We start from the raw sequence: 22424 nt of genomic DNA, 5'->3' as shown, positions 1-22424 counted from the left end.
AGCAATTTGGTAGCTGGTTGATATGTCAGCACAGCCGGCCGGGATGGATTGGAGATCTCGCGCGGGCAGCGGCGACCGATCGGACATTTCCTCGCTCAGGAGACCCCGACACGGTACGCAGTCATCTCAATCGGATGCACGCGGAAGCAGATATGTTCGAGGCATTGGAGGACGCCGAATCTCTCTGGTTTGGATTTGGACGGAGCTGATCGCAGCCCCAGCGGCTTCGGCCAATCCGGATTGATGCACACGCCGTATAGCACACGATTCATGTAGGGTCACAAAATCACAGCGCATTCATCTGAAGGAATATTCAAAATGGCTAAAAGTCAGAAAAGATCTAACCGCGAAGTGCGCAAGCCCAAGGCAGAAAAGCCGAAAAAGCAAAATGTCTCCAATCCTTCACAAAAGCCTGGAGGAGTGAACCTGGTCACTTTGAAAAGCTGAAATCTTGAACAACCTCAGAAGCGAAAACCATCATGGTATTTCGACTTTTCCACCCTGCTCACAATGCGCCATCGCCCTAGCTGGTAACAGCCCTATAATGAGAGCCTGAGCACCCTTGCTCGCGGAGGGTCCCGCGTTGCCGACACGACGCGGGGCTTTTCTTATGTTCACCGAGGGGCCAACATTCAGCAAACAACACTGCTCTGCTAGACACCGGCTCGGCGCTCCATAAGTCCTACAATCCCGGACTTGTGATCTTCAATTATGGCGATCTCATCTAAAGCATAATATAGACAAGATGGTTGGAAATTATAATGTCATAAATGAAAATCACTTTCGACCCTCATAATCCATTCGATTCGGTCGAAAATTTATAGGCGACACCCAACCGGAAGTCAGCTATACGGTCCATATTGCGCGGAAACTGATGCAGGCATCCGCCGCGACTGAGAGACCATCGCGCTCCCGCTTGCCAAGTCGAGGTGCAGATCATGGAACACCTTAACGCTCGTTTGAAACGTAAGCAGGAAGAGCTGCTGCATTCGCAAGCCGCTGCGCGCGCTTCAACGCTATTCCCTTTCGGACCGTTGGGACATCGGGCATGAGCCGGGCTATACATATCGATCAAACCCCGACGGCCGTCGAGGATCTGTGCAGAAAACATTCGTTCCGAGTTTCTACCGTGGAAGCCCTTTTATCAGGCGGATCAAGAGTCGTGCTGCTGGACCCCCGCGATGCCGAGTCATTGCGCATCCTCATGAAGCACAAGCTGATCCTTGGCGCGGTAAGACGATCGCCCTCCCATATTGCACGCCAGTTGCCGCCCTCCCGTTCCCGGAGATAAGGGATGGAAAGATCCCGCTTGTTGGAACGGAGCAGAGTGATGGCGTTGAAAGAAGCGCTTTTAGCCAGTTGCCCCCGTCAAAGGAACCTGCATGAGGAGCAAGCCCGCGCCTACGCAAAGATCATAGACGTGCTGATCCGCGAAAGAAAGCAAGCGGTCGCAGGCGTTCGCCCCCGCTAATCACCCGGGCTATTCGGCCAATCTGCAACGTTGCGGTTTGTCGGAACAGTAGCCAGTTCCGGATGTTGTCTGGATGCCGGGGCGAAGGCTGTGCCAGCCAGATCAGGATATCGAAGGCGCCTTCAGGTAGAAGCAAGGATCGCCTATCATGCCGCACACGAACGATGTGCTTCTGACTGTAGAAGGCGCGCAGGCGGCGGAACAGCGATTGGTGAAGGACCCGCTCACCGTCAGCGGCTCCGAACCGTTGCGCACCGTTCCGGGCGATGACGGGATGGTCACAGAACCCATGCATGCGCACAGGGCGATTTATGGCGGAATACCGCGTTCGAATGGCTAGGTTTGGCGATAGCAGCCGCAATCCAGGTTCTGGCGCTGAAGCCGTCGGTCGACGGACGGGTTCGCCGTGGACCGATCTCGTCCGCAAGCTCCACCTGCCGCCGGTACACGTCGCACGACACGCCGATAGGACCCGGAACGCCGTTGGAACAGAAGCCAACTCCTTGAAGGAGATCAAGATTGAAACCTTCGAGGATATGGCCCGCGCCGTTGTTCGACGACTTGCTGTAATAAGCCGTCAAATAGTTTTCGACCCGATCGCTGGGCTTGAACATGATCCCGATGCGGCCAGTATAATAATGGATGTCGTCGCGCCACTTGTCCCAGACGGTGTCCTTGGTGTAGCCGCGCCGGTCCTGGTAGGCGGCCGCCGCGCGTACCATCAGCACGTCAGGGATGATCGGGATATTGATCGCGCCCTCGATCCCGCGAAGGTCGTAGTTACCGACACTGCCCTCGACATAGCCCTCGAACTGGTTGGTCGGCTTGTGCGGAACGAGCAGCACCGCACCGCCGGTCGTGTTGCGGCCAAACAGCGTGCCTTGCGGCCCCTTGAGCACCTGAACGTTTTCCAGATCAAGGAATGCCCCCGGCGCTCCCTGTATAGGGAGGCTAAGCGATGCCGGGAGTGGAACCTCGGCGAAATAGACCGCGACTGCCGGCGAGGAGAGGAAGCCGGTCGATTGGCCACGGATCGAATAGGATTGGACGTCGCGGTTTGCCGCGCCCTGGTTGCCGACGACCAGCGACGGAACCTTGCCGTAGAGGTCCTGCGGCTGGGCAACGGCCTGCCTCTGCAGTTGCTCTTGGGAAAAGGCGCTGATCGCGATCGGCACGTCCTGGCTGCGCTCTTCGCGGCGCTGGGCGGTGACGACGATATCGGTACTGATAGAGGTGGCTTGGGCGGCCTGCCGCAACGTTGGCTCGGCAGATGGCGGCGGCGACGCACCGGGGGCTTCAGGCTGCTGCCTGGCGGCTGCCACTGCCGGCATCGCCAACAGCGCCACTCCGCTCAGCAAGGCGGCTAGTCGATCGATCCTTCTCATAATTTTCTCTCCTCCTTGACTATTTTTCAGCGGCTACTCTGGACTCGCGCTAGCCCCCGTTAGATCAGCCCCAGTTCTTGGCGGAGCACCTGCCGGTCCACTTTGCCGGTTGCATTGCGGTGGATCGGTTCGTGGCGCAGGAACACCTCGGCAGGCATCTTGTAATCCGCAAGTTTGCTACGCACCTGTTGGCGTACCGTTTCCTCGGTAACTTCGCGGCCCGGATGCGGCGTCACGGCAACGACCAGCCGCTCCCCGATCCGTGCGTCGGGCACGCCGAAGGCGGCGACGTCGGCAATATCGGGGTGTCCCGCGATTGCCCGCTCAACCTCGGCGCAGTAGATATTCTCGCCTTTGGAGATGACCATGTTGGTCTTACGATCAACAATCGCAACATACCCGGTCTCGTCGATGGAGCCGATGTCGCCGGTCTTGAGCCATCCTTGGGCATCGACCGCAGCCGCAGTTTCTTCCGGTCTGCCCCAATAGCCCGACATGATCATCGGCCCGCGAATACAGATTTCACCAACCTCGCCCAGTGCAAGAACGGCACCATCCTCATCGATCACACGCACTTCCACAACATCGTGCGCAACGCCCGAACACTCCGGACGCGAAGTGTAGAGCTCCCCCATCGCCAGGCTGATCGAACCGGCAGTTTCGGTCATGCCGTAGCCGCCGCCGAACACCCGGCCAGGAAAGGCTTCCTGCATGGCTGCAAGCAGGCTGGGAGTAAAGGACTGGCCGCCGCAGGCAATCGAACCGAGCGAGGATAGGTCATGCTCGTGGCGGCTCGGCTCGGCAAGCAGGTCCCATAACGTCATCGGAGGGCCGGTAAATTGGGTGATCTGCTCCTTCTCAATCAGACGCACAGCTTCCGCCGGGTTCCAGCGCCTGTGAAACACGATTTTTCCACCGTTCGCCATCACAGTCAGAAAGACTGCCTGACAGCCACCTATGTGAAACAGCGGCATAACGAGGAAAGCCGCCGTTCTCTGGCGAGCAGCCATCAGCGTAGCCATGTCGACGCCGAGCTTTTCCGCCATGCGAGCAGCGAAACGAGCCCCCGCGTGCTGGGTCATCATGATCCCGGTCAACATCGCCCGGTTGGTGATGATCGCCGCTTTGGGTCGGCCGGTCGTACCAGATGTAAACAGGATGCAAGAAGGATCGTCCGTTTCCATCTTGCTTTCCGGCAGCGGACTGCTGGCGTAGTCCCTCGCCATCGCATCCAGCGTCGCCTCGTCGAGAACAAGGATCTTCCCTTCATAGCGAGCCTGGACCAATGCATCCGCACGGCGCGCATCGGCGATCACCAACGATGCGCCGACATCCTCGATACAGTAGCGCATCTCATCGCCCGACCCGCGACTATTGATCAGCGCTGGGATAGCGCCGAGCGCCGAACTGGCGGTGAAGGCAACCATCCATTCCGGGGTGTTGTGCATGGCGATCGCCACGCGCTGACCGTGCGTAACGCCAAATTCCGCTGCCAGCCCCGCAGCCGCGGCACCTGTCAGTGCATGGAACTGGGCATAAGTAATGCGCCGGTCGCCATCGACAATGAAGTCCATATCACCACGCCCCGGCATGGTGGCATAGAGGGAGGACAAACTGCCCACGGCCCGCGCAAAGACGCGCATGGTCCGTCCGTTGACCACCTGCTCACAGATTTCAAACGGTTCGCCAGGCCCCGAAAGAGCGGGAGTGTGCGGATCAATTTGCACGCTCAGGATACTCCCCAATCTAGGCCGTAGTGACATTTTAGGGATTCACGACGGTTTGGATTTGTGATTCAAGGCTGGCTTTGGGAGGCTGGCGTGGAAGGCGAAGTGCTGCGGGATGATCAGTGGGAGCGGCTGCGCGAGTTCGTTCCGGGAGGGCGCAAGGGCAAGCGCGGTCCTCGCAGTGACGGGCGGTTGTTTCTTGACGCCTTGCTCTGGCTGGCGCGATCGGGCGGGCGCTGGCGCGATCTACCGGAGAAGTTCGGTCCCTATCAGACCGCCAAGCGGCGTTATTATCGCTGGGTCGAGCAAGGCGTGATCGACCGGATCTTCGAGGCTGTGTCGGATGATCCCGACATCGAATGGCTGGCGATCGATGCGACCGTGATCCGCGCCCAGGCCCAGGCGGCTGGGGCACGGGTAAAAAGGGGGGCGCTCAAGCCCAGGCTCTCGGGCGCTCGCGAGGCGGGTTCGGCACCAAGATCCATGCCGTAGTCGATGCCTTGGGCTTGCCGATCCGCTTCATCCTCGGCCCCGGACAGCAAAACGACATGGCGCCCGCCTGCGATCTGATCCGCGGCATCCCGGCTGGCAAGGTGCTGGCTGATCGGGCCTATGACGCCGACAGTTTGCACGATCTCATCTACGAGCAAGGCGGCGAGCCGGTCATCCCACCTCGCCGCCATCGCAAATATCAGCACCGTTACGATCGCATCGCCTACAAGCAGCGATGGGGCATCGAGGGCTTCTTCGCCAAGCTCAAGCAGTGGCGCCGTATCGCAACCCGCTATGACAAGCTCGCCGCAAACTTCCTCGGCTTCGTCAAACTCGCCAGCATCATGCTATGGATCAAATGATTAAATCGTCACTACGGCCTAGTTCGTTTTGTGATATCATCATTAAATCCAGCCGCAGGAGCGAAGCCTCGCGACAGTGTACTGCGCGTATCGCGGTCAAGTTCACGGCCACCCTCAGGTCGAACGAAAGGGACCGCGGATCGTCTCGATCCTCGCCGCAGGATGCTGGACGATGACAGAAGTCTCATAGGGGCCGCCCGTGCAGAGAAAGAGCGTCTGGCGATCCTCGCCGCCAATAGCGCAGGCGTAAGCAAAGCGTCCCTCATCGAGCGTCAGCCGGTGCGTGATTTCGCCACCTTCAACCACGCGGACAAACTTGCCCGTCACGCACGCGACCCAAATCCCCCCGGCATCATCCCCGCAGATCCCATCCGGAAAATGTTCGGGCGGCAGCTTGGCGAAGATCCGGTAGTTGGACAGTCCGCCTTTTTCGTCGACGTCGAACGCCGACAGAAGACAGGCCCAACTTTCAGCAACGATAAGGGTGCGGCTGCCGGGCCGGAATACCATTCCGTTTGCTACGGCGAGCTTGTGCTCCGTGGCAGGTGAAGCGCGCTGCTCCAGATCGATCGTCAGCAGAGGCGCTTCTGGCGCAGGATAGTCGTGCGAGAACTGCCCTACGTAACAATGCCCACTCGGGGTCACAAGCAAATCGTTTATCGCCGGAACGAAAGCGCTCAGGTCTATGATATAGTTACCTATCACTCGATTTTGACCGCAAGCGTCCTGTGACAGAGAGACTTGGCCACCCCCGCTTGCCTGACGGGAGTTACGCCCATGATCACTATGAACAAAGTCAAAGCAAGGACTGTTGATTGGGTGGACGACATCGTCGGCGCAGTGGCACGGATCGCTTACGCCGGATCAATTCACGGCTTTGAGAAAATCGTCGCTGCCAGGATTTGGCTAGCCACCCATATTCAGCGAGAGGCGAAGCTCACAGAAGGAGAAAATGCTTCTCAACGATGGAGCGCTGCACGGAATAATGAACTTACCGGCGCGCTCGACGATTGGGAAAATGAGGGCGGTCGTTGCTAGGCGAACGTCACCTGCGCTGCGCGTCCGGCATCAGTATGATCAGATAGCGACCTTACCCGGAAGCATTTAGACCTGCCCCCTGCGAAGGCTACCATCCGTTGAAGGGCTTGTTTCCTGCTTTTTTTCCTTTGCTCTGGTTGGCGGGATGCGAAGGCCCCGCTGAGCAGGCGGGAGAAAGGCGAGATGAGGTTGCTGCTAACGCATCGGGCGTAGCTTATGAGGACTCCGGCCCTACAGAAAAAGCGGGGAAGGTACAGGATCGAGCAAATAATGCCGCTCGGAAAGCCAGGCAGGCTTCTGCAGCAGCGCTGAAGGCCGAGGGGGAAAACTACCAGCGGCAAGCCGATGTTGAGGCCGAGGGCCTCGAAGCGAAGGCGGCTCAGTTACGCGATGCGGCGCGTGACCGGGCCAGAGCTCTTGATAAAGAAGCTGCCGCGATTAACCCGTGAGCGAAGTTCGCTATTCAAGCAAAAACAATCACGTGTCGAAATTCGCGGCAATTATGATCGATGAGAGCGGCAGGCGCCGTTAGCGCGCTGCCAGCTCATCAAAGGCTTTATTGAGATGACGTATGTCAGTGCGGGTTAAAAGTTCACCGCAAGCTACCTGATCTCGTGCAGTTGTTAGCAAAATCTCAAGATTTTTCAATTTGATCTGTGTTTGGTTTTGAACCAGTGGCAGATTTAACTGAGCTCTGATCATTACGGCGGCGAGATCCAAATGACTAGGGGTTGGGTTCATTGTTCTCTCCATCTTATTTTTATTCGTTTCAGAAACGTTCCATCAATTGAAGAGAACAACGAAAATAGTCGCAGCAATCAGTACCAGAACTGCGTTCAGAATGACCGCACGTCCCAACGTGTCATCGCGAAATAAATCAGCCGAAAACTGAAGGATGCTGGTTTTCTGTCCAGTGGTGAGCTTTGGTGTTGGCGAAACGCCGGTGGCAGTGCCGCCTTCGTTCTCCCAACAGTTCATAGCGGTTTGCAGATTGCGTTCGTTCTGTTGCGATAAGACACGGGCGCGGAACGTTCGTTCTCGTGAAACGCCTAGTGCAAGCCCCTGCCGCTCGATCCTCTCATGCAGAACAGTCTGCCGAAGTGGTAATGGGAACGGTATGTTTGGTGAGGTGGACATGTCACTCTCCTCGTCGAGCGGGAGCGCGCTTGTCTCTCAGTCACGGCATGCCCGCACAGAGTCGGAGCCGGGATGAGTCAGTATAACACGCTTAACCCGGGCTACCTAACGCCGCCTGGCGCATATCAGGATTCCACCTTACTCATTCGTCTTCTTCGCCCCGCTCTTCCTTTTCGGCGTCCGCACAGGCCTCCGGACCTTGATCCCGTTGCCAATCGGTGTCCCAATACCGCCAAACCGCATCGTCGGCGTAGTCCGCGACCTCCCTGCCGTCGGCAAATCTTTCCCCATTGATGGCGATCATCCTGGCCTTGAACCGCCGATAGAATTCTTCCTTCGTGATGCCACCCATAGCGACTTCCTTGCAGGTTCACGTCCTTGGCAAGGCGAACGGCGTGCCAGGCCTCAAGCAGCGGGCGAATGATCCGGCCCAAGCCGGCGTTGTCGGCCAGCAGGGCTTCCACATGACGCTCGAACTTGCTGCCCATGGCAGGCGGAACAATGAGACCAAACGTCTTCATCAAGCCCCTGATCTGGTTCGACAGTTCCGTGCCAATCCGTATCAGGCGAGGGCGCGTCTGTTCAGCTTATGGAACTCGCGACCGTTGACCGAAGATCCCGAACAAAGCGCAACATTAACTGCGCTCAATATGATTGTGGCTGGCCTTACCGACCGTTTTCCGATGAATGGAGAATCAAAGCCTACTTATTGTGCGGTGCAGCAAGATGGTCGTAGCCACGCCTGTGCAGGCCCTCTCCATCAAAGGATACTGCAATGCGGAACCTCTCGGACACGATCGCCCGTCTGGCGGCGCTTCGCCTCGACCCCGGCCAAATGCCCGACGACCATGGACGCCTGAGCGAACTGACGGATTTCGAATCCAACCCCGGCGCTCTTCGGGCGCGAACATATGTTCCCGAAAAGCTCGATGACGGGGCCGCGCTGGTGGTCGTTCTGCATGGCTGCACGCAGACGGCGGCAGGATATGATATTGGGTCGGGCTGGTCGCAGGTCGCTGATCGCCATGGATTTGCGCTTCTTTTCCCTGAAGCGGTTTCGGGGTATCTGTTTGATCCCGATGTTGGTGTGCGCGATCCTGGATCGACACATGCCTGGGCAGAAGTCTATCTTCCGACGGCAGGTTGGATCGCGTTTGATCCCACACACCGCCGCGTTGGATCGTCTAACCTGATTGCCATTGCCGTTGGCCGGTGCAACAGTCAGATCATGCCCATCCGCGGCGGCTTCACTGGCGCGCCGGACGATTTCCTCGGCATGGACGTTCGCGTGAGCGTCGTGCCGCTCTGACGGGGCGCAGAAAGGGTTTATGCCTGACGCCACTCTTTACATCCAGATACTGGCGGGCCTCGGTGCGATCATTCTCATGACGGCCTGGGTTCCGATGATCATGCGGAAAATGCCACTTTCGCTACCGATCGTCTGTGTCGTGGCCGGCGCAGCCTTGTTCACGCTGCCGGCGTTGCGTCCCTTTGCCGTTCATCCGCTGCAACACCCGATCGCTGTCGAACGCCTGAGCGAACTGGTCGTGGTGGTTTCACTGATGGGCGCCGGCCTGAAGATCGACAGGCTTATCGGGCTTCATAGCTGGGCGCTCACCTGGCGTCTTCTTGCGATTGCGATGCCGATCACCATCCTGCTTGTCGCCGCCCTCGCCTCGTCCCTTCTGGGCGTGGGGCTTGCGACCGCCCTGCTGATCGGTTCGAGTCTCGCGCCGACTGACCCCGTACTGGCCAGCGACGTTCAGGTTGGCGCCCCCGGCGAGGGAGAGGAAGGCGAAGCCCGCTTCGCGCTCACATCCGAAGCGGGACTGAACGACGGGTTGGCCTTCCCCTTCGTCAATCTGGCGATTGCCCTGACAGGCCTGTCGTTTGGGATCGAGGCGTTCGGACGCTGGCTGCTGATCGACCTGATCTGGAAACTTCTGGTGGGGCTCTGCATGGGCTACGGCATTGGCAGGGCGCTCGGCTATCTGACCTTCCACCTTCCCAATGTGGCCAAGTTGTCGCGAACCGGCGACGGTTTCGTCGCCCTGGGCGCCGCGCTGTTTGCTTACGGGCTGACGCAATTGGCTGGCGGCTACGGATTTCTTGCTGTGTTCGTGGCGGCGCTCGGCCTTCGTCATGCCAGCCGTGACCACAGCTACCAGCATCGGCTGCATGAGTTCGCGGAGGAAACCGAACGCCTGCTCATGATGATGATGCTCGTCCTGTTCGGCGGCATGGTCATGCATACCGGCTTGCTGGCAAGGCTGGACGCCCGGATCATTGTGTTCACTTCCCTCACCATTCTTGTCGCGCGTCCGCTCGCTGGCTTCATCAGCCTCAGCGGATCGCAGATACCCAGATGGGAAAAGGTCGTGATCTCTTTCTTTGGAATTAGAGGAATGGGCACGATCTATTATCTCGCCTTCGCCCTCAATCAGGCAGATTTCCCTGACCCGGCGAAGCTTTGGAGCATCGCCGCCTTGACGGTGCTTGTTTCGATCCTGCTGCATGGCGTCACCGTCACTCCGGCTTTGCAATTCCTCGATAAATGGCAGGCGCGGCCAAATACCGATGCTGGAAGGCCACCGTCAATGTGAGGAAGCGGGCTTCTTCGACGACTTTCTGGCGTTGCTGCAAGGGGGCTTCTTCGAGACAAGCCGTTAGGTGGCCTGAGCATTACATGCTATCATGGCGCATTACGGCTCAACTCATCCAGACAGGCCGTGGCTGAGAGACCAAGAGCGCTCCCGTTTGGCGAGGAGAGCGACATGTCTACATCGCAAGATTCACATTCATCATTGTCGCTGCGACAGCGCGCACGACATGCTGACGTAGAGCGACAGGGGCTTGCCCTCGGGGCGGAGCGAGAACGCGCACGTCGCGCGGCTTCCATTTCACAAGACCGTGAACGTCAACTGGAGGGCGCGATAGACGATTGGGAAAATGAAGGAGGCACGGCAATCGGGATGCCTCCTCCGTCAAGGCCCCATCTCCAGCGCAAACTTACCACTCTCCAATTGTCCGCCGACCTGTTTCGCGACGACACGTTGATCCGGGCCGTCATTCTGAACGGCCTACTGGTCCTGTTTGCGGGAGGAGCGGTCATTTTGTGGCTGAACAATTGAGGTCAACGCCACCGGTGCCGCATCTGGATAATGGAAAGAAGCAACATGAATGTGTCCCAGAACAGCGTTGGCCTGGCGGTTTCACTGATACAGGCACAATCTCGCCTGCCGTCTGTGCCGGCAAGCGAACTGATAAAATTACAGCGGCTGGAATGTCTGCTCACGACTGCTCGCGACAAGCTTGCGCGCGGGGGTGCGCTGTCCCGGGCCGATATGCAACGCCTCAACGGCGCCCTCGACGACCTGCAAGCCACATGAGCGTCGCTGGCGGGTCGTGTGGTGAAGAAGGGCCAGCGGCGGCGTTCCTTTCCGCTCTTTCCCGTCCACCTCGATTAGGTGCAGCCCTGAGCCATATCTGTGCTACAATGCGCGATCACCCGGATTTTTGCCCCAGGCATGTCGTGACAGAGAGACCATCGTGCTCCCGCCTGCAAATGGGAGATAATCGATGTCAGACGCTTTGCTGCCTACCTGCCCTTCTAACGAGTAGCCGTCATGATCAGCCAGACCACCCACAAATCGGTGATATTTTCCGAGCCATTCCAACTGCCGGAATTCGAAACGCCTCTTCCCGCCGGCACCTATGATGTGGAAACGGAAGAGGAGGTGCTTGAGGGCAATGTCCATGCGGCCTTACGCCGGATAGCTACAACGCTGCGCATCAGAAATGGCGCGGCCATCGAGCGTCACCCGGTCAACCCTGAGCATCTGGATGCGGCCTGGGAACGCGATCAAAGGGCAGCGCGAGCGGGCCGGGGCCCGCCCGCGAATCGGGCCTCGGTTCCCCTCTGGGTCCGAAACACACCCTCCGACGGCAGCCGGTAGACCAGCCGTGCTAAACAGTACAGTCATGTGCAGGCGGCAGGCAGCGCATCATCGGCAGGTCGCGGCCGCCTCAACCGTTGAGAAGTTGCGCAGGGTCGCGCTCGCGGCCGCCAGCGCCTGGGAGGTCCAGGCCATGGAGGCGGAGTCTCAGGAAAGCGGAGAGCGGGGTAGGTTAAGCGCGCAAGACGCAGCGATCGCTCTGGAATCGCACCGGGAGGGAGAGGAAAATGAACGCGCCCCCGCGGCAGACAAGACCGATTTCGGTCGTCTGCAACGCCCAATAGACGATTGAAAGACGCACCCGCTCAGCACCGATAATGTAATCAGCTTTTCAGCGTCACGATGCTCAATATACCCGGCTTTTGCGAGGGGCTGGAGGCATTGTGCTTCCGGGGCTTTGCGGCCTTGGGTTTACGAACCTCGCGGTTCGATCTTTTCTGACTTTTGGCCATCGGAACGCTCCTTCAAGATAAGAGTGGACAAATCGCTGAGCAGAAACGGTGCAACCGGGATCAGCATTCCCGCTGAACCAAGCCGCCACCCTCATTCTCCCATTCGTCTAGTGCATCCTCGAGTTCAGCCTTTCGACCCGCAGTCCATGTATCGTCACTGGCTCTACGTATATGGCCTTTCAGCCAGATTCTGGCAGCGACGATTTTCTCATAGCCGTGTATAGACCCCGCATATGCTACGCGCGCGACCGCCCCGACAAAATCATCTTTCCATTGTGGATTTCTCGTCTCGTATTTACGCATCGTAATCATGGGAGGAACTCCCGTCAGGCAAGCGGGAGCGGATGTCTCTCTGTCACAGGATGCTTGCGATCGAAATCGAGTGATGAAGAACTATACCATATATCCGGTCGGATGGCGGCATCGTTTCCATCCTCATGACCGATATTTCTGCAGCCCCGAGAAAAACCGCGAGATCACCGCATTCGGTTCGCCAAAACCGACTGAGTAGTTTCCGAGGCTTCTTTGCGAACAATGAACCCGACATTGTCGGCGAAGCGCGCTCGGAAGTGCGGCTGGTTGCAGCAGTACGGGGCGAGCGAAGCGGAAACCTCGGGGAATTGCCATGACAAATGTGGGTCTGCACCGAAAGGAAGCGGTTCCGGGAAAGATCTCGCCTTCCGACATCCTGACCGGACAGGATTTTCATTCATCCGGCAGTCCCAATTCGACCCGTCTGCGATATTTCGCCCCGCCAGCCGACCTGCGATTGCACATCGGGTGCATATATCTGGTCACGACGGATACTGACCATGCCACTGGCATGATGCGCGCAGACTTTCCTCAATTGCGCTTCATGCTGTCGGGCAGCGGCCACTATATCTTTGCCAATACCCTCACCTATGCGACGCCGATGGTCTGCATGCTCGGCCCGACCATGGGGGCGACCCGCTTTCTGTTGGACGGGCCTCTGCAAATGTTGGGGGTCGCACTGCTTCCGTTGGGCTGGATTGCACTGACCGGGCGTGACGCATCGGACCATATTGACCGCCTTTACGACATGACGGCGAGTGCTGATGGCGCCGCCTATAAGGAGATTCTCGGTCGGCTGAAGGCAATGAATGAGCCGGAAAAAGCGGTGACCTTGCTCTGGGATTATCTGCGAGCGAATATGGCCGCGGTGCGTCCCGCGATAAGGGCGTTTGTCGCTGCGGTAGACGACTGGCTGGCCAGCGAGACATCGCCGCAAGTGCGGGACCTTCGGGACGCGACCGGTCTGTCGGAACGGCAAGTAGCGCGGCTGACCAACCGTCTCTATGGTGCACCGCCCCAATATCTGGCGCGCAAATATCGGGCACTCCGCTTTGCCGCGCAGATCGCACGCGATGGTCAGGACCGGAACGGGCTTTGCTACGACAGTTTTTATGACCAGTCTCATTCCATCAGGGAAATCAAGCAGTTCCTTGGCCGCACGCCCGGTCAGATCAGGAAACTACCGATGGCAACGCAAATGCCAGACGGGCCAGTTCAGGAAGCGACCTTGCCCCCATTTTGCGCATGATCGATGCCCGGTGATTTTCTACGGTACGCTGGCTGATGCCCAAATCCGCCGCGATATTCTTGCTGGGATGCCCTAAAAGCACCATGTCCATTATTTGATGCTGCCGCTTGGTCAGAGCAGCGATCCGGCGTGACGTGGCTTCCTGGACCCCGGATGATTTTCCGGCATCATGAGACTGTTCGAGCGCACCGCCAATGCTGGCGAGCAGTGCCGCGCGTCCGACCGGCTTTTCGATGAAATCGCAGGCACCCGCTTTCATCGCCTGGACCGCCAGCCCGATTTCGCCACTGCCCGTGATGATGATGGCAGGCAATCGATCGCCTCCGTCCCGCAGCTTTTCCAAAAGTGCGATACCGCTCATACCGGGTAGGTTGGCGTCGATCAGCAGGCATCCCTCGCCTCCCGGCAGATATCCGGCGAGAAACGCCTCCGGGCTTCCAAAAGCCTCGACATGGTGGCCGTCGGCTTCCAGTACGTCGCGAAGGGACGTACAAATTTCCGGGTCGTCATCCACGACGAACACAGTGGAAACCGGATCGGCGCCAGGAGGCCCATCTATCGAGGCGCCATGTGGCGCACTGTCCGGCAAGAGCCGCTCAATCACCGCAGCAAGTTCGCGCGCCTGCACCGGCTTGCTCAGTTGCACACAATCCTGAAGCGCGATCTCCGCAAGAGAACTCGTCGAGATGTCACCGGTCAGGATGATGCCGGGCACGGGATGATGAAGCAGATTGCGGAGCTTCGCCAGCAGTTGCAGACCGTTCATGCCGTTCGGAAGATTATAGTCAGCCAGGATGATGTCCGGCCGGATCGCTCCGCCAGACACCAACTTCACGGCGGCGTTTCCGTCCGATGCGATCCTGACGATATGCCCTTCAGCCTTGAGCAGTTGTGCGAGCAGGTCGAGGACGTCGGGATCGTCTTCAACAAGGATGATCGCGCAACCCGATCGGGCCGTTTGTTCGGCATCATGCCGGTCCCTTTCGGGGACCAGCGCGGGGTGTGATCCGCCGGTACCTTGTCTGACACCGATCGAAAAAAAGGACCCTTTGCCCGGCATTGACCGGACTTGCACCTCATGACCCAACAATGCCGAAAGGCGCTGGACAATCGACAGGCCGAGGCCGAGGCCATGACTGCGCTCCCGCGCGGCATTGTCGACCTGATGAAATTCATCGAAGATCGCATGGAGCTGGTCCCCCGGTATACCGATCCCGCTATCCCAGACTTCGATTCGCAGCCCACCGCCATTCCGCCGGCAGCCCAGCACTATGCGACCTCGCTTGGTATATTTTATGGCGTTGGCAAGTAGATTTCGAAGCATCTGTTCCAGCAGGCGTGGGTCGCTTTCGATTATTGCAGAACTCGGCTGGACACGCAGAGACAAGTGCCTTGCCTCCGCCAGATAGGTGAATTCGTCCCGAAGCCGGTCGAGCAATTCCATGATCGGGAAGGCGACGGGCCTCACCGTGATGACGCCAGCTTCGATCTGGTTGATGTCGAGCAAAGCGTTGAGCATGCCCGACATCGCGCCGACGGTCTGATCGAACCGGGCGATCAGTTTCTGGGCATCCTCTCCTTCAACCATCTGCGCCAGAAGCGCCTGTAGCAGTGTCAGCGATTGCAGCGGCTGCCGCAGGTCGTGGCTTGCCGCCGCCAGAAAGCTCGATTTTGCGAGGTTCGCCCGTTCAGCCTCCTGCCTCGCCGCGTCCACGGCCGATACGGCCAGCTTGCGCTCGGTGATATCGACGAAGGTAATGACGACGCCTTCGACCCGATTGTCATGGGCAAGATAGGGAAGAATGCGCCGCACGAACCAGACACCGTTCTTCGCGCCGATTTCGCGTTCAATGGCATCCTTGCCCGCTAGGACCACCTGGGCATCGGGGAGCAGATCTTCATCCGTCGCGAGCGCATGGAGGTCAGCAAGCGGGCGGCCAACGTCGCCGGGGATGACATTGAAAATGGATCTGGTTGCGGGCGTGAAAAAGCGAATCCTGAGTTCACGATCAAGGAACAGTGTCGCCACATTCGTACTGTAAAGCACGTTCTGCAAATCGTCGGCGGTCGTCCGCTGACGGTCAAGCGTTTCCTGGAGCTGGGAGTTCAGCGCTGTCAACTCCTCGTTAAGGGATTGCAACTCCTCCTTGGATGTCAGCAATTCTTCGTTGGTCGACTGGAACTCCTCGTTGACGGACAAGGCCTCCTCATTGATGGCTTTCTGTTCCTGGGTCGACATTTCCAGATTCTGAAGCGCATTCTGCAATTCGGCCTGGGTTTCTTCCAGTTCGCGTTCCAGATCGGCGACGCGGGACCGATCGACACGCGCCAGGGTCGAACCCGGCATGCGGTCCCGGCTGGTCTCTTCGATGAAGCAGACGAGCAACAGCTCCTCACCCTCATGCGTCAAAAACTGGACATCGATGTCAAACCAGATCGTCGCGCCATCGCGGTTCTGTCTGCTGCGTCCGGCGCTGACCCGCGGCCTATCATTCCCGGTCTGTTCAATCGCGAGCCTCAGCTTCGTCCGTAAGGCCGGCGTCGCCATCGCCAGCAGGTCAAGCGAGGGATAACCAGGCGCCACGCGCAGATAACGGTCCGTGGGGCCAAGCGAATAAAGGCATTGGCGTTGACGATTGATCAGCACGGCGGCCGGCGCATGCGTTTTGAGCACGGCCTGACGACATAGATCAGCAAGCGTGGTTTGCCGCGACGTCAGTGGGGGACCGATTGACGCAGAAAATGTGGGAATGCTCTCGTCGAAACTCAACGGAAAGCCCGCATCGCCGGGTCGGCTCCGCGCGATATGCCGATAGATTTTCTCGGTCTTCGCGATCAGTTCGAAGCGGTCGTCGATATTGCCGGCGGCATCCGAAGGCCCGAGGAACAATATCCCCTGTTCGCGCAGGGCGAAATGAAACAGCGCGACGGCCTTCGACTGCGCTTCGGGGTTCAAATAGATCAGCAGGTTCCGGCACGATATCAGGTCGATCCGCGAAAAAGGCGGGTCTGCCAGCAGATCCTGGACCGTGAATATGACGTCGCCCCGCAGATCGGGAACGACGCGATAGCCGCCGCCATCCTCCTTTTTGAAAAATCGGGCCAACTGGTCGGGCGGCACGTCCTCCGCGATGGTTTCGGGATAAAGCGCTTCGCGGGCCGCAGCGATGGCATCCGGCTCAACGTCGGAGGCAAATAGCTGGAGCTTGATATCGCGCTTGGCAGCCGTGATGGTGTCACGGCAAACCATTGCAATGGAATAGGCTTCCTCCCCCGTGCTGCAACCCGGCACCCATATTCGCAGCGCCTGATGCTCTTTCAATCCCCGGATGAGGTCTGGAATGATCGTCCTGCCCAAGGTCGTGAAGACCTGCGGATCACGAAAGAAGCGGGTGACGTTGATAAGCAGGTCCTTGGCGAGTTGGTCCCGCTCCCGCGGGTCATTCCGCAACAGCTGCAAATAGCTGTGCATATTCTTCGCCTCGATCGGGGCAATGCCGATCCGCCGCTCGATCCGCCGTTCCAGCGTGCCACGCTTGTACAGCCGGAAATCATGCGCGGTCGTCTGCCGGAGAAAGTCGATGACATCGGGCAAGCTGGCCGATTCCGGTTGCCGGTCCGCCGATCCCAGCCGATCGGGCAAAGCGGCGACCCGTTGGCCGAATTTCGCAAGCGCCTCCGGCATCCGCCCCACAGGAAGCACCGCATCGACCTTGCCCGTGAGAATGGCACTGCGCGGCATACCGTCATAGTCCGCTTCGTCCGGGTCCTGCGCGATGATGAAGCCGCCCTTTTCCTTGAGTACAGGCAGGCCGACGCTTCCGTCCGCGCCCGTGCCGGAAAGGATCAGACAGGCGGTGCGTGGACCGCAATCCTGCGCCAGCGATTTGAGCAGGAAATCGAAGGGAAGACGCGCACCGTGCCGAGTCTGGGGCAAAGACAGATGAAGCGCACCGGAGCGTACCGAAAGATAGCGCCCAGGCGGAATGACATAGAGGCAATCGGGCTCAAGCAGCGCGCCGTCGCTCGCCTGGACGACGTTCATCGCGCTATGTTCGGCGAGCAGTTCTACCATCATGCTCTCATGCGTCGGGGCGAGGTGCTGGACCAGAATGAATGCCATGCCGGAATGGGCGGGCAATCCGGCGACGAGTTTGGTGGCGGCTTCGAGCCCACCGGCCGAGGCCCCTATGGCGACGATGGGAAAACAGGGGCTACTCAGCAGCGCGCGCGCTGGCGAAGGCCGTTCGGTGACTGACGGAGTCGCATGCCCTTCGACCGAGATGCCGCGGTGTCGTTGGTCGACACCCGACTCGGGAGTAAATGCTGCCATGGATCGGATTATAGCACGGGGGCCAGCGCAACCCTTTACGCCCAATTGATATGGCATATGTGAGATTTGAGTAATTTCCGACCCTGATCGGTCTGGTGATATCTCTGTAAGATCGGTAGCAAGCCTCTGAATTGGACCGCTAGTGCGCGCGCAGTACATCTGGCAGACCCAAAGATCGTCCAGAGGCGCCCGCTTGGAGGACCGAACAATGCCCCCGATTGTTCCGCCGCACGCTGAAGCCGATCGTCGGCCCCCGCCAAATGGCGTGAAATGCGGTCGGGCAGAACCCCCGGCGGGGCAAGCGCGTCCCACGTCCATCGACACGAACAATGGCCCTTTGGCATTGCGGGCGGATATCGCCAGATGGGTCAACGAAGGCGGCGCATGGGAGGAGGCTGCATCGTGAAGCCGCTCCAGATAATGCTCGTTGAAGACGACGCGGTCATCGCAATGTCCCTTGCAGATCTGCTAAGCGGCATGGGGCACGCAGTCTGCGCGTTTGCCGAGACCGAGGCGGAAGCGGTGGCCGCCGCCGTTCGATGCAGGCCCGATCTGATGATCGTCGATGCTAACCTGTATGAAGGCAGCGGCATCTCAGCTGTTGCCCAAATCCTCCTTGCGGGCTTCGTGCCACATATATTCATGACAGGCGATCCCTATCAGGTGCAGGAGTTGGCACCAGGCGCGGTCATCCTGCGCAAGCCATTCAAACTCCATGATCTCATCTGTGCCATCGAACTTTCCAGTCAGTCACCGGACTGATCCGTTACTCTATAAAGTGAGTAGTTTCCGATACTCACGATATATTCTTAAGTCGTATATGATCATCTCTAATGATTAAGACAATAAAGGCTGGAGAGAAAATATGCGCATCTTCATAGCAGGGGCAATGGCTGCGGCTATGCTTACGGGCTGTATGAGCGACGGCAATGATCGTCGTCCGCGCGCGGAATGGCGGCAATATGACTATAACCGGCCAGATCCAAATTATAGCGGATATTATGCCGATCGATATTATCGCGAGGACCGTCGCTACGGCGAGCGCCGCCTGGCGCAGAATGACCGCATCTATCGCGGTCAGGACGGACGCTATTATTGCCGCCGTTCGGACGGCAGCACAGGGCTGGTCGTCGGCGCCATCGCGGGTGGCGTACTCGGCAATATGATCGCGCCAGGTGGATCGGAAACGCTCGGTACAATCCTTGGCGCCGGTGCGGGCGCGCTTGCTGGCCGCGAGATCGATCGCGATACCCGCTGCCGCTGAGGCAGCAACCGCATGGGATCGAACATTGACGATTCCTCCGCAGTGAGGGGAGGGATCGGCAGGAGATAGATTATGACCATCGGGCTTATCCTCGTCATCATCCTCGTCATCCTGTTGCTGGGCGGTTTCAGTGGCCGCTTCGGCGGCTATGGCTATGGCTTTGGTCACGGCGGAATAGGGGTGATCGGTGTTATTCTGATCATCGTTGCCCTGCTGTTTCTGACCGGTCGGCTGTGAATACAGTTCCCGGCGAGCCCGCAAGGGTGAGGGCCTTCAGCTTCATTGATGATAACAGACCAGCATCAAAGGATATTTTTCATGCGCGCATTCATGCTCATGGCGTCTGTAGCCGCACTGGCAGTGCCGCTCGTGTCGCTTGCTCCTGCGGCCCAAGCCCAGTCAGGATGGTCGCGGCATGGCCGGACATCGACCGGCTATACCTTGAGGCAGGTCAGGATGTGGGCCGGGCCAGACACGGATTATCCTGTCATACGCTTCATCCCCGGTAACCGCCGGGTCGATATTTACGGCTGCCTGAATAACTGGAGTTGGTGCGATGTGGGCTACCGTTCGGATCGCGGCTGGGTTGCCGGTCGCCTTCTGGGCGCCGATTACCGGGGGCGGCGACAGTCGATTATCACGATTGCGCCCTATATGAGCATCCTTGTGTTGTCGTTCCGGTTCGACGACTATTGGGACAATCATTATCGCAGCCGTCCATTCTATTCCGATCGCTCTCGTTGGGAGAGCCACTATTACGACAATTACAGGCCTGAATGGGGACCCTGGCCCACCACCCCGGATCGGTATCGTCGGGGGAACGACCGGCAGCGTCCGCAGATGGCGCCGGACAGGCGTGAGTCTGAGTACAGGGATCAGCCGGTAAATCCCTACCGCCGCGACGCTACCCCTCAGGCGGTGCCGACGCCCGACCGCCCCAATGTCAGCCCCGGTGCGATGCGGAATCGTGATCAGCGGCCTTGGGAAGCCGCGCCCGATGCGCAAGGAAAGAATGACTCCGCTGCCGCGAAGCATGGCGATGCCGAAGAGCGCGCCAGGAGAAAAGCCGAGGCCGAAAATATGCGCAATGACCGGCAATAACGATCCGCACCGTCAAATGGGATGTCGCCTCATGAATGAATATGGAGACCTACTATGAGAATTTCACGCTATATTCGATTTGCAATTTTGCTGGGCGGCCTGGCCGTTGCGAGTTGCAACACTGTCGAAGGCGCCGGAAAAGATGCGCAATCGGCGGGTAGAGCTGTTGAGCAAACCGCACAGGATGCGAAGTGACAGCGCGCAACAGGAATTCATGAAACCAGCCCGCTGGTACAGCGGAGGCACAGGGTGCGTGAAGCGCGGGCTGGTCCTCGCAATAAGCGATGAAAAAGCGGCCGTTCTTGCCGTCTCAGGTGCAAAATTGCGCACGGTTTCCAATGGATTGCAACAAGATTTGGTTGCGCTAGGGTAGACTGAATGAGCGAAATTCGGGTTCAACCAGCGTCTAGGACGGTTGCAGCCAAACCAGACGCACGGGTTGCGGATCTTGCCCAGCGACTGCTGGAAGGAGGGCTATCCGAGCTTTCGGTGCGCGAACAGCGCGTCATCTCCACAATCGCCGATCGGCATCATGTCACGCGCAGCGTCAATCGCGCGGTAGACGATGACCAGACCATTGGCGACCGTATCGCGGACCGGGTCGCGCGCTTTGGGGGTTCCTGGACCTTCATCATCATTTTCGTAGTGGCGCTGGGTGCGTGGGTAGGACTCAACACGCTGGCGCTGATATATTTCGGTCCAGCTTTCGACCCATATCCCTTCATTTTCCTGAACCTGATTCTCTCGATGATCGCCGCGTTGCAGGCACCTATCATCCTGATGTCGCAGAACCGGCAGGCTGCACGCGATCGTATTTCGGCCGGTCTCGATTATGAAATCAATCTCAAGGCTGAATTGGAGATCATGGCCTTGCATGAAAAGCTCGATGCTCTGCAGATCGACCGATTGGAAATGCTGCTAAGGAGGCAGGGCGAATTGCTTGAACTGCTTGTCCAATACCGGCTAATCGAGCGTGCTTCAATTGTCTCATGAATCTGGATTGAAGCAGGAGAAGATAAGATTTCTACCGCAAGAGTAGGTGATGATTTAGTTATGCATAGCCTACCACCGTTGATGGCGTCAACTCCAAGAGTGTGAGGAATACTATCCTACGTCTGGATGGGATATCTGGTCGAACGATTGACTTGGCTTTGCCAATCCACGTGTTACACCAAATTTGACCCCGGCATCTTCGTGTGGCCGGATATAGACACGATAGATGCTGGGAAAGTCTATTCGTAAGATTTGCTCGATCTCACCGATGATACGCTCGACATCTCCCGCTGAAATCCGATTATCGAAATCGACATTTACAGTGGCAATGATTTCGGTCGGTCCATTGTGAATCGCAATGATCTCGCCGACGCCCATCACGCCTTCCCGGGTCGCGGCGCGACGAATGCCGGCGATAAGTTCAGGATCGGCCGCTTCACCGATAAGTAGACCTTTCGCTTCCCTGGCCAAAAAGATAGCCACGGCCCCAAGCAGGAGGCCGATCAGGATCGACGCAGCACCGTCAAACCGTGGTTCACCGGTCGCCTGGGAAAGGCCGAGTCCAATCGCGGCGATAACAACACCGACCATTGCTGCACCATTTTCCAACAAAATGATGACGGTCGCCGCATCCTTGGTAGAAGTAAGAGCCTGCCACCAACGCTTGTCGCCCCGAGCCGCGTCGAACCGGCGAAACGCTGCTGCGGTCGAGGCTCCTTCCAGAAAAAAGGCTATTGCCAAAACGGTGTAAGCTATCAGCGGTGAGACAGCTGGTTCGGGGGCCAGTAGATGAACGATTCCTTCATAGATCGCCACGCCCGCGCCGAGCGCAAAGACAAGGAGCGCCACGACAAAACTCCAGAAATAAAATTCGCGGCCATAGCCTCCAGGATGAGCGGCGTCCGGAGGCTTGGCCGCCCGCTTCTGGCCATAGATCAATAATAACTCATTGCCCGAATCGACGAGGCTATGCACACCCTCGGTCAACATCGCGGACGATCCCGTAATCGCCGCCGCAATGAACTTGGCGATTGCGATCCCCCCGTTCGCAACGAGCGCGATTACGAGAATCTTTGTTTCTGAATTCATCCCACCTGCCATAGCAGTCGTTCTCAGATATTGGTCATTCTTGTTACCATAACACGCCCTAGT

23 protein-coding genes and 1 pseudogene are annotated in these 22424 nt (G+C 58.4%); 15 read left to right on the top strand and 9 right to left on the bottom strand.

Going from position 1 to position 22424, the window contains the following annotated elements; all coding sequences use genetic code 11:
* The first annotated feature begins 318 nt into the window (after positions 1 to 318).
* A complete protein-coding gene (locus HUK73_RS27060) occupies positions 319 to 447 on the top strand; it encodes a hypothetical protein (protein WP_255326542.1) in 129 nt (42 codons plus the stop codon).
* Between the two features lie 1302 nt (positions 448 to 1749).
* On the opposite strand, the gene HUK73_RS24940 is transcribed toward HUK73_RS27060, so the two are convergent.
* Together HUK73_RS24940 and HUK73_RS24935 are read right to left on the bottom strand one after the other, a co-directional pair.
* Positions 1750 to 2802 (bottom strand): TonB-dependent receptor, encoded by a 1053-nt coding sequence (locus HUK73_RS24940; RefSeq protein ID WP_255326633.1) that lies wholly within the window; start codon positions 2800 to 2802, stop codon positions 1750 to 1752.
* 113 nt (positions 2803 to 2915) lie between these two features.
* Positions 2916 to 4583, bottom strand: coding sequence for a class I adenylate-forming enzyme family protein (locus HUK73_RS24935; protein ID WP_176594427.1), 1668 nt, complete (start codon positions 4581 to 4583; stop codon positions 2916 to 2918).
* A gap of 93 nt (positions 4584 to 4676) precedes the next feature.
* Between HUK73_RS24935 and HUK73_RS24930 the strand changes: the two genes are divergently transcribed.
* Positions 4677 to 5437 (top strand): IS5 family transposase gene (locus tag HUK73_RS24930; RefSeq protein ID WP_100238421.1). Its coding sequence is split into 2 segments (ribosomal slippage): positions 4677 to 5001 and positions 5001 to 5437, totalling 762 coding nucleotides; the frame shifts between segments, so codons are not numbered across the junction.
* 114 nt (positions 5438 to 5551) lie between these two features.
* Here the strand turns inward: HUK73_RS24930 and HUK73_RS24925 are convergent.
* On the bottom strand, positions 5552 to 6142 hold the full coding sequence (locus tag HUK73_RS24925) for an SMP-30/gluconolactonase/LRE family protein (protein ID WP_176594426.1): 591 nt from the start codon (positions 6140 to 6142) through the stop codon (positions 5552 to 5554).
* A gap of 72 nt (positions 6143 to 6214) precedes the next feature.
* Between HUK73_RS24925 and HUK73_RS24920 the strand changes: the two genes are divergently transcribed.
* Positions 6215 to 6475, top strand: a complete 261-nt coding sequence (locus HUK73_RS24920) for a hypothetical protein (RefSeq protein ID WP_176594425.1) — start codon at positions 6215 to 6217, stop codon at positions 6473 to 6475.
* A gap of 98 nt (positions 6476 to 6573) precedes the next feature.
* Entirely contained in the window at positions 6574 to 6924 is a 351-nt protein-coding gene (locus tag HUK73_RS24915; RefSeq protein WP_176594424.1) for a hypothetical protein, read from the top strand.
* A 79-nt stretch (positions 6925 to 7003) separates the two neighbouring features.
* Here HUK73_RS24915 and HUK73_RS24910 read toward each other — a convergent pair whose 3' ends face one another.
* From HUK73_RS24910 to HUK73_RS27050, 4 genes and pseudogenes are all read right to left on the bottom strand, one after another.
* A complete protein-coding gene (locus HUK73_RS24910; protein ID WP_176594423.1) occupies positions 7004 to 7216 on the bottom strand; it encodes a hypothetical protein in 213 nt (70 codons plus the stop codon).
* Positions 7217 to 7258: 42 nt separating this feature from the next.
* The gene (locus tag HUK73_RS24905; RefSeq protein ID WP_176594422.1) at positions 7259 to 7612 is read right to left on the bottom strand and encodes a hypothetical protein; all 354 of its coding nucleotides are present in this window, start codon (positions 7610 to 7612) and stop codon (positions 7259 to 7261) included.
* A gap of 142 nt (positions 7613 to 7754) precedes the next feature.
* The gene (locus tag HUK73_RS24900; RefSeq protein WP_218036718.1) at positions 7755 to 7964 is read right to left on the bottom strand and encodes a hypothetical protein; all 210 of its coding nucleotides are present in this window, start codon (positions 7962 to 7964) and stop codon (positions 7755 to 7757) included.
* Between the two features lie 34 nt (positions 7965 to 7998).
* Positions 7999 to 8187 (bottom strand): annotated as a pseudogene (locus HUK73_RS27050) (IS110 family transposase); the annotation flags it as partial.
* Between the two features lie 200 nt (positions 8188 to 8387).
* On the opposite strand from HUK73_RS27050, the gene HUK73_RS27350 reads away from it, so the two are divergent.
* The 5 genes from HUK73_RS27350 (at position 8388) to HUK73_RS24870 (ending at position 13581) form a co-directional block, all read left to right on the top strand.
* Positions 8388 to 8921: a PHB depolymerase family esterase gene (locus tag HUK73_RS27350; protein ID WP_176594421.1), complete on the top strand. Its 534-nt coding sequence runs from the start codon at positions 8388 to 8390 to the stop codon at positions 8919 to 8921.
* Between the two features lie 19 nt (positions 8922 to 8940).
* A complete protein-coding gene (locus HUK73_RS24890) occupies positions 8941 to 10215 on the top strand; it encodes a sodium:proton antiporter (protein ID WP_176594420.1) in 1275 nt (424 codons plus the stop codon).
* Between the two features lie 573 nt (positions 10216 to 10788).
* Positions 10789 to 11001: a hypothetical protein gene (locus HUK73_RS24885; RefSeq protein WP_176594419.1), complete on the top strand. Its 213-nt coding sequence runs from the start codon at positions 10789 to 10791 to the stop codon at positions 10999 to 11001.
* 237 nt (positions 11002 to 11238) lie between these two features.
* Positions 11239 to 11568 (top strand): hypothetical protein, encoded by a 330-nt coding sequence (locus tag HUK73_RS24880; RefSeq protein WP_176594418.1) that lies wholly within the window; start codon positions 11239 to 11241, stop codon positions 11566 to 11568.
* 1077 nt (positions 11569 to 12645) lie between these two features.
* The gene (locus HUK73_RS24870; RefSeq protein WP_176594416.1) at positions 12646 to 13581 is read left to right on the top strand and encodes a helix-turn-helix domain-containing protein; all 936 of its coding nucleotides are present in this window, start codon (positions 12646 to 12648) and stop codon (positions 13579 to 13581) included.
* Here the strand turns inward: HUK73_RS24870 and HUK73_RS24865 are convergent.
* Positions 13505 to 17914, bottom strand: coding sequence for a chemotaxis protein CheB (locus tag HUK73_RS24865; RefSeq protein WP_176594415.1), 4410 nt, complete (start codon positions 17912 to 17914; stop codon positions 13505 to 13507). The genes HUK73_RS24870 and HUK73_RS24865 overlap by 77 nt on opposite strands.
* 402 nt (positions 17915 to 18316) lie before the next feature.
* Between HUK73_RS24865 and HUK73_RS24860 the strand changes: the two genes are divergently transcribed.
* The 6 genes from HUK73_RS24860 to HUK73_RS24835 all read left to right on the top strand — a co-directional run bounded on the left by HUK73_RS24860 (position 18317) and on the right by HUK73_RS24835 (position 21272).
* The gene (locus HUK73_RS24860) at positions 18317 to 18676 is read left to right on the top strand and encodes a response regulator (RefSeq protein ID WP_336953247.1); all 360 of its coding nucleotides are present in this window, start codon (positions 18317 to 18319) and stop codon (positions 18674 to 18676) included.
* Between the two features lie 103 nt (positions 18677 to 18779).
* Positions 18780 to 19178: a glycine zipper 2TM domain-containing protein gene (locus HUK73_RS24855; protein WP_176594414.1), complete on the top strand. Its 399-nt coding sequence runs from the start codon at positions 18780 to 18782 to the stop codon at positions 19176 to 19178.
* A 72-nt stretch (positions 19179 to 19250) separates the two neighbouring features.
* Positions 19251 to 19415: a DUF3309 family protein gene (locus HUK73_RS24850; protein ID WP_176594413.1), complete on the top strand. Its 165-nt coding sequence runs from the start codon at positions 19251 to 19253 to the stop codon at positions 19413 to 19415.
* An 81-nt stretch (positions 19416 to 19496) separates the two neighbouring features.
* Positions 19497 to 20279, top strand: a complete 783-nt coding sequence (locus HUK73_RS24845; RefSeq protein WP_176594412.1) for an SH3 domain-containing protein — start codon at positions 19497 to 19499, stop codon at positions 20277 to 20279.
* Positions 20280 to 20333: 54 nt separating this feature from the next.
* Positions 20334 to 20474, top strand: coding sequence for an entericidin A/B family lipoprotein (locus tag HUK73_RS24840; protein ID WP_176594411.1), 141 nt, complete (start codon positions 20334 to 20336; stop codon positions 20472 to 20474).
* Positions 20475 to 20657: 183 nt separating this feature from the next.
* Positions 20658 to 21272 (top strand): DUF1003 domain-containing protein, encoded by a 615-nt coding sequence (locus HUK73_RS24835; RefSeq protein WP_176594410.1) that lies wholly within the window; start codon positions 20658 to 20660, stop codon positions 21270 to 21272.
* 111 nt (positions 21273 to 21383) lie between these two features.
* Here the strand turns inward: HUK73_RS24835 and HUK73_RS24830 are convergent, their stop codons facing one another.
* The gene (locus HUK73_RS24830) at positions 21384 to 22361 is read right to left on the bottom strand and encodes a cation diffusion facilitator family transporter (protein ID WP_255326540.1); all 978 of its coding nucleotides are present in this window, start codon (positions 22359 to 22361) and stop codon (positions 21384 to 21386) included.
* Positions 22362 to 22424: the final 63 nt, after the last annotated feature.

It is taken from the genome of Sphingobium sp. EM0848 (assembly GCF_013375555.1).
Lineage (GTDB): Bacteria > Pseudomonadota > Alphaproteobacteria > Sphingomonadales > Sphingomonadaceae > Sphingobium.
Note: the sequence above shows the minus strand (reverse complement) of the source record. Positions and strands in the feature narration are given on the sequence as shown.

What these genes read in the sequence shown, in the direction of transcription:
- HUK73_RS27060 (WP_255326542.1), top strand. Translation starts at nt 319, where the DNA reads ATGGCTAAAAGTCAGAAAAGATCTAACCGCGAAGTGCGCAAGCCCAAG.
- HUK73_RS24940 (WP_255326633.1), bottom strand. Translation starts at nt 2,802, where the DNA reads ATGCCGGCAGTGGCAGCCGCCAGGCAGCAGCCTGAAGCCCCCGGTGCG.
- HUK73_RS24920 (WP_176594425.1), top strand. Translation starts at nt 6,215, where the DNA reads ATGATCACTATGAACAAAGTCAAAGCAAGGACTGTTGATTGGGTGGAC.
- HUK73_RS24910 (WP_176594423.1), bottom strand. Translation starts at nt 7,216, where the DNA reads ATGAACCCAACCCCTAGTCATTTGGATCTCGCCGCCGTAATGATCAGA.
- HUK73_RS24905 (WP_176594422.1), bottom strand. Translation starts at nt 7,612, where the DNA reads ATGTCCACCTCACCAAACATACCGTTCCCATTACCACTTCGGCAGACT.
- HUK73_RS24900 (WP_218036718.1), bottom strand. Translation starts at nt 7,964, where the DNA reads ATGGGTGGCATCACGAAGGAAGAATTCTATCGGCGGTTCAAGGCCAGG.
- HUK73_RS27350 (WP_176594421.1), top strand. Translation starts at nt 8,388, where the DNA reads ATGCGGAACCTCTCGGACACGATCGCCCGTCTGGCGGCGCTTCGCCTC.
- HUK73_RS24890 (WP_176594420.1), top strand. Translation starts at nt 8,941, where the DNA reads ATGCCTGACGCCACTCTTTACATCCAGATACTGGCGGGCCTCGGTGCG.
- HUK73_RS24885 (WP_176594419.1), top strand. Translation starts at nt 10,789, where the DNA reads ATGAATGTGTCCCAGAACAGCGTTGGCCTGGCGGTTTCACTGATACAG.
- HUK73_RS24880 (WP_176594418.1), top strand. Translation starts at nt 11,239, where the DNA reads ATGATCAGCCAGACCACCCACAAATCGGTGATATTTTCCGAGCCATTC.
- HUK73_RS24870 (WP_176594416.1), top strand. Translation starts at nt 12,646, where the DNA reads ATGACAAATGTGGGTCTGCACCGAAAGGAAGCGGTTCCGGGAAAGATC.
- HUK73_RS24865 (WP_176594415.1), bottom strand. Translation starts at nt 17,914, where the DNA reads ATGGCAGCATTTACTCCCGAGTCGGGTGTCGACCAACGACACCGCGGC.
- HUK73_RS24855 (WP_176594414.1), top strand. Translation starts at nt 18,780, where the DNA reads ATGCGCATCTTCATAGCAGGGGCAATGGCTGCGGCTATGCTTACGGGC.
- HUK73_RS24850 (WP_176594413.1), top strand. Translation starts at nt 19,251, where the DNA reads ATGACCATCGGGCTTATCCTCGTCATCATCCTCGTCATCCTGTTGCTG.
- HUK73_RS24845 (WP_176594412.1), top strand. Translation starts at nt 19,497, where the DNA reads ATGCGCGCATTCATGCTCATGGCGTCTGTAGCCGCACTGGCAGTGCCG.
- HUK73_RS24840 (WP_176594411.1), top strand. Translation starts at nt 20,334, where the DNA reads ATGAGAATTTCACGCTATATTCGATTTGCAATTTTGCTGGGCGGCCTG.
- HUK73_RS24835 (WP_176594410.1), top strand. Translation starts at nt 20,658, where the DNA reads ATGAGCGAAATTCGGGTTCAACCAGCGTCTAGGACGGTTGCAGCCAAA.
- HUK73_RS24830 (WP_255326540.1), bottom strand. Translation starts at nt 22,361, where the DNA reads ATGAATTCAGAAACAAAGATTCTCGTAATCGCGCTCGTTGCGAACGGG.